Annotated in this window: 5 protein-coding genes; all 5 read left to right on the plus strand. The window is 40.7% G+C overall.

From position 1 onward, the window contains the following. The coding region (locus tag PX484_RS01195) for a dynamin family protein (protein ID WP_288102687.1) at window positions 1–1678 on the plus strand (1678 nt) is incomplete at its 5' end. Window positions 1679–1853: 175 nt separating this feature from the next. Next, entirely contained in the window at window positions 1854–2717 is an 864-nt protein-coding gene (locus PX484_RS01200; RefSeq protein WP_002801123.1) for a formylglycine-generating enzyme family protein, read from the plus strand. Window positions 2718–2741: 24 nt separating this feature from the next. Next, on the plus strand, window positions 2742–2993 hold the full coding sequence (locus PX484_RS01205; RefSeq protein WP_002801125.1) for a hypothetical protein: 252 nt from the start codon (window positions 2742–2744) through the stop codon (window positions 2991–2993). Window positions 2994–3154: 161 nt separating this feature from the next. Next, entirely contained in the window at window positions 3155–3754 is a 600-nt protein-coding gene (locus PX484_RS01210; protein ID WP_287766656.1) for a Uma2 family endonuclease, read from the plus strand. 48 nt (window positions 3755–3802) lie between these two features. Beyond that, the gene (locus PX484_RS01215; RefSeq protein ID WP_287766654.1) at window positions 3803–4699 is read left to right on the plus strand and encodes an AEC family transporter; all 897 of its coding nucleotides are present in this window, start codon (window positions 3803–3805) and stop codon (window positions 4697–4699) included. Window positions 4700–5066 lie beyond the last annotated feature (367 nt).

Consider the following 5066-nt stretch of genomic DNA (forward strand, 5'->3'; position numbering starts at 1 on the left):
GCATCCTGATACTTCGGCAGTGGTTTGTGTTTTAAAGGCTGCTTCTGCGGGAGAATTAGCCACAGAAGAAACGGAATTACTCGAAAAAATTCGCTCTAATGCTGGTATTCGTGATCGAGTTTTTTATGTTTTTAACCGCATTGATGAAACCTGGTACGCAGCCCAACTAAAACAACGTTTAGAAAACCTGATTCAAACGCAATTTCGTGATACTTCCCGCCTCTACAAAACCAGTGGACTTTTAGGATTTTATGGGTATCAGGTGAAAAATCAAACCAATATTAATCAGCGTTATGGTTTAGATTCTATCTTTGCCGAAAGTGTGAAAAATTTAGGAGGACAAGAAGAAACACCGCAATTTGTCAGCGAGTTTAATAACTATTGTGCCAACTCCGGTAAATTACTGGCAACTCCCTTTAAAGTTTCCATCCACGGTTATGAAACTCCCAATAAAAATTATTTCCGAGTTTTAAGTGAGTGGGGAACTCCTTTATTAGAGCAGTTAATTGCTGATAGCGGTATCGCAGAATTTCGCACAGCAATTACTCGTTATCTCACCGAAGAAAAACGTCCGCAATTGTTTGCTAATTTAGCTGATGATTTACAATCTCTCTGCATTACTCTCAAAAATCATTATCAAGAGATTTATCGTGATTTAGAAAGTCAACCACGAGAAATTGAGGCGATGAAAGCTCTGGAGTTAAATCACCTCAATCAAGAATTAAAAGAAGTGGGAGAGAAATTAACTAAACATATCGATGGTTATGTCAATGCTATCGTGGTTAATAGCGATGAAAACTTTGAGGAAGACTTTAAGAAACTGAAAGCAAGAATGGTATCAAGATTAGATGAGTTATTAAATACTTTTTCTGTCAAAAATGCCTACTCGCAAGCGACTTTAAACCATCCTCGCAATGCCACAGCACCTTTATTAGCAGTATTAGTAGAAGCTTTTTATTATCTGTCTAACCAGCTAGAAGATGTGTTAATTGAGGAGTCAACCAGTTTAATTACTCGCTTTTGTCAGCGTCTTTTAGATGCGGTAAGGCAAGGTGATTATTATCGGCAAATCTATCGTTTATTGGGTAACGATGGGGGCATAGAAAATCAGCTAAAACAGCTAGAAGATCAGTTAATTCATGCCTTAGTTTCCGAAGCGAGAACAGAGTGTGATCGCTATGTAAGAGAAAATAACAATTTTTACAACGAAGGCACTTTTTCTATCTTTCAATTTCGGCAAACTGTCCTACAAACTGCCCAAGGTTATGACTGTGAAAGTATTCTTGGTGCTGAACCCGCTATCCGTCAATTACTTAAGTTAGATTTTGAGCCAAAAGTATCAGTGACAATTCAGAAAAACTTCCGTCAAACTATTAATAATACTTTAAAAAATCAATTGATACCAATGGCGAAAAAACAAGCCGATACTATTCTACAACAGTTCAATCAAGCTCGTTATTATCTAGAACAAACCTTAGAACAGGAAGCGGCGGAAAAAATTGCGAATAATGCCCGCAAACAGGAAGAAATTCACCAAAAAATTGAGGATTATAACCAAGCGATAAACTCTCTCAATACTTGTTTAACTGCTATGGGTTTACAGAAAAATCATTTACCTATAATTGGTGAACAAGAATTAGAGATTGTCCCTGAAGTTGTTAATCACTCCAGCAATTAATATGGGGAGTGGGAAGGTGGGAAGTGAGGGGGAACAATCCAAAAAATTAATTAAAATTAAAACTGATCGGGGGATAAGCGATCGAAGTCTTGTTATTCTTAAACTGGTAGGTTTCGAGATGTTTTTAGGCTCGCAGCTGAACCTGATCAACCGATAACCGATAGAGGGGTGCAGAATGGGAGAATGGTTAGATTTTACCGATGAGGTGGTCACTGTTAATAGCAAAGGTGAGGAAATTAAACGGGAAAAAGTCACTAATCGAGGTTATAAATATTTTTTAAGCAAAAAAACCTTTTTAGAGATGATTTCTCTCCCTAGCGGTCAATACCTCATCGGTGCGCCCAAAAGCGAGTTAGGCTGGAAATTGAGTCAAAGTCCCCAATCTCCGGTTAATATTCAGGCTTTTTGCCTGAGTCGCTACCCAATCACCCAACGACAATGGCGCGAGGTGGCAAAATTAGAACCAGTAAATATTGAACTTAATCCCTATCCGGCCCATTTTGAAGGTTATGATCGCCCCGTAGAACAAATTAACTGGTGGGAAGCGGTGGAATTTTGCGATCGCCTATCCCGTCTCACGGGACTCAATTATCGTTTACCCGCAGAAAAAGAATGGGAATACGCTTGTCGGGGAGGAACATCAACCCCTTTTCACTTCGGCCCGACAATTTCCACTGATTTAGCCAACTATTCCGGGGTGGACTGGGATTATGGCGGAAAAGTGTGCAGTTCTGGTCGTTATGGGGAAGGTTCCCTAGGCTGCGATCGCAGAGAAACCACACCGGTGGGAATGTTTGCCGTCGCTAACCCTTTCGGACTCTACGATCTGCACGGAAATGTCAGGGAATGGTGTGCAGATTACTGGCGCGATAACTACGAAGCAGCCACAATAGAAGATAGGGACAGACGAGTTTTACGCGGGGGTTCCTGGAATGACGGCCCTAACAAATGTCGCTCGGCCTACCGGGTCAAATTTCTGGCTACTGCTGGACTCTATGATATCGGTTTTCGTGTGGTTAGCGATAATTCCCCTTTATAGAACCGATCAATCTTTGTGTCCTTTGTGTCTTTGTGGTTCGTTCCAGTCGCTCACTGGCAGGAATGTATCTTAGAATACATTTTACCCACCAAACCCAAGAGAGCCGATAGTGTTTCTTGGGGACTTCTGGAGTTTTCGAGGATGAAACGGGAATTAGAGAATTTATTGGGACGGAAAGTTGATTTGCTAACGAAAAAATCGATCGAGCAGAGTCATAATTGGATTCGTCAACGAGAGATTTTAGAGACAGCACAAGTGATTTATGTGGCGGGATAAGGCTTTTTTACTAGATATTGTCCGAGCCGGTCAATTAGCTCAACAATTTGCCGAGCAACTGGCAAAATTGGCAGGTGTTGGTCAGACAATTTTTTAAAATGTACCGCTCCTCGATCGAGAGTTAGAATTGATTTTAGAGACAATAAAGGTGATTTAACCAAATGATTGCTAACTTTGACCATAACTATCTTTCCCCGGAAGATTATTTAGCAACGGAGAGAATAGCCAAGGATAAACACGAATACATTCGCGGTCAAACCTACGCCATGGCTGGTGCAAGTAAAGCCCATGGTATGATTATTATCAACTTAGCCACACTTTTAAAAAACCGGCTGCGGGGTAGTGGTTGTCTTGTCTATGCCACAGATATGAAAGTTCGTCTAGAAATAGCTAATAGTTATTTTTATCCCGATCTTGTGGTCACTTGCGACTCGCGAGATAATCGGTCTTTCTCGGAAGATTTTATCCGTTATCCGCGCTTGATTGTAGAAGTATTATCCCCCACTACTGCTGCTTTTGCTCGCAACGCGCTCGCGAAGCGAGATCGGGGCGATAAATTTGCCGACTATCGTTCCCTTGAAACTTTAGAAGAATACGTTCTTATCAGTCAAGAACGCATCAGTGTAGATTGTTTTCGTCGCAATGACGAAGGATTCTGGGTTCTTTATCCCTACAGCAAAGGAGCAGATATTTATCTAGCTAGTATCGATTTTCACTGTGCGATCGAATCTTTATATGAAGATATAACAGAAATCTGTTAAAAAATCAGATAAGTTTTTTCTGTTTACTATTTACTTTTTACCTGATTAATGCTTGTCATCCTCTCCGCTATTGTTCCAGTGGGTTTTATCATCCTCATCGGTGTGATAGCAGGAAAAATTCTCACTGTGGAAGTGCATTCCCTTTCCCAAATCACGGTATATATTCTTGCCCCCGCTTTGGTGATTGATGGACTCTATCGCACCACTTTATCCGCCAGCAATATCGGTTTAATTCTCCTAGGCTTTGCCCTTATTTCATTGGTAATGGTGATTGTCGTCGAAATTATGGCCTATTGTCTCAGTCTCGATGATGATACCCGCAAAAGCCTCATGGCTGCCGCCGTGATGCCCAATAACGGTAATATGGGTTTACCGGTGGCTAGTTTTGCCCTGGGTGCGGCCGGACTGGAAAGAGCGATAATCTATATGATTGGCTCTAGTATTCTTTTATTTGGTATTAGTCCCGCTTATTTGCGAGGAAAAAGCTTTCTTTCAGGATTTCGCCTAGTTTTTCGCTTGCCCTTAATCTGGTCAATTTTTATCGGCATTAGCTTTCAAACTTTCTCTTTTCATCTTCCCCTGCAATTAGATAAAAGTGTTAGCTATCTGGGACAAGCGGCAATTCCTTTGGCTTTAATTATCCTAGGTATCCAATTATCTCAGCAAAAATTAGCGATCGGTAAATTAGAATTATTAGGGGTCTGTTTGCGTCTTTTAGTCGCTCCTCTTTTGGCATTTGCGATCGGCAATAGTTTAGGATTAACTGGTATGGATCTAAAAATTCTCATCCTACAAAGTGCCATGCCCACCGCCGTTAATACTGTCATTTTAGTCACAGAATTCGGTGGTTCAGCAGCTTTAATGGCCCGCACAGTTGTGGTCACTACCCTTGCTAGTTTTCTGACTATTCCTTTCTTTCTTTGGTTATTAAAAGTCTATTTATAATTAGGGTTTGCGGCAAAAAGTTTGTTGGTGGGGTTGGGAGTCAGGAGTCAGGAGTCAGGAGTCAGGAGTCAGGATTCCGGAGATAGGAGTCAGGAGATAGGAGTCAGGAGATAGGAGTCAGGAGATAGGAGATTATTTTTATTTATTCTCCCCTCTCCCCAATTCCCCAATTCCCCAATTCCCCACTTCCCCAATTCCCCAATTCCCACACCCCACACCCCACACCCTACACCCCACTTCCCAATTCATAATTCATAATTCATAATTCATAATTCATAATTCATAATTCATAATTCATAATTCATAATTCATAATTCATAATTCATAATTCATAATTCATAATTCATAATTCATAATTCATAATTCA

This window comes from Microcystis sp. M49636_WE2 (assembly GCF_030065375.1).
Classification (GTDB): domain Bacteria; phylum Cyanobacteriota; class Cyanobacteriia; order Cyanobacteriales; family Microcystaceae; genus Microcystis; species Microcystis aeruginosa_C.

Bases quoted from the DNA above. Each gene is read 5' to 3' on its own strand.
- PX484_RS01215 (WP_287766654.1), top strand. From the start codon at position 3,803: ATGCTTGTCATCCTCTCCGCTATTGTTCCAGTGGGTTTTATCATCCTC.
- PX484_RS01200 (WP_002801123.1), top strand. From the start codon at position 1,854: ATGGGAGAATGGTTAGATTTTACCGATGAGGTGGTCACTGTTAATAGC.
- PX484_RS01210 (WP_287766656.1), top strand. From the start codon at position 3,155: ATGATTGCTAACTTTGACCATAACTATCTTTCCCCGGAAGATTATTTA.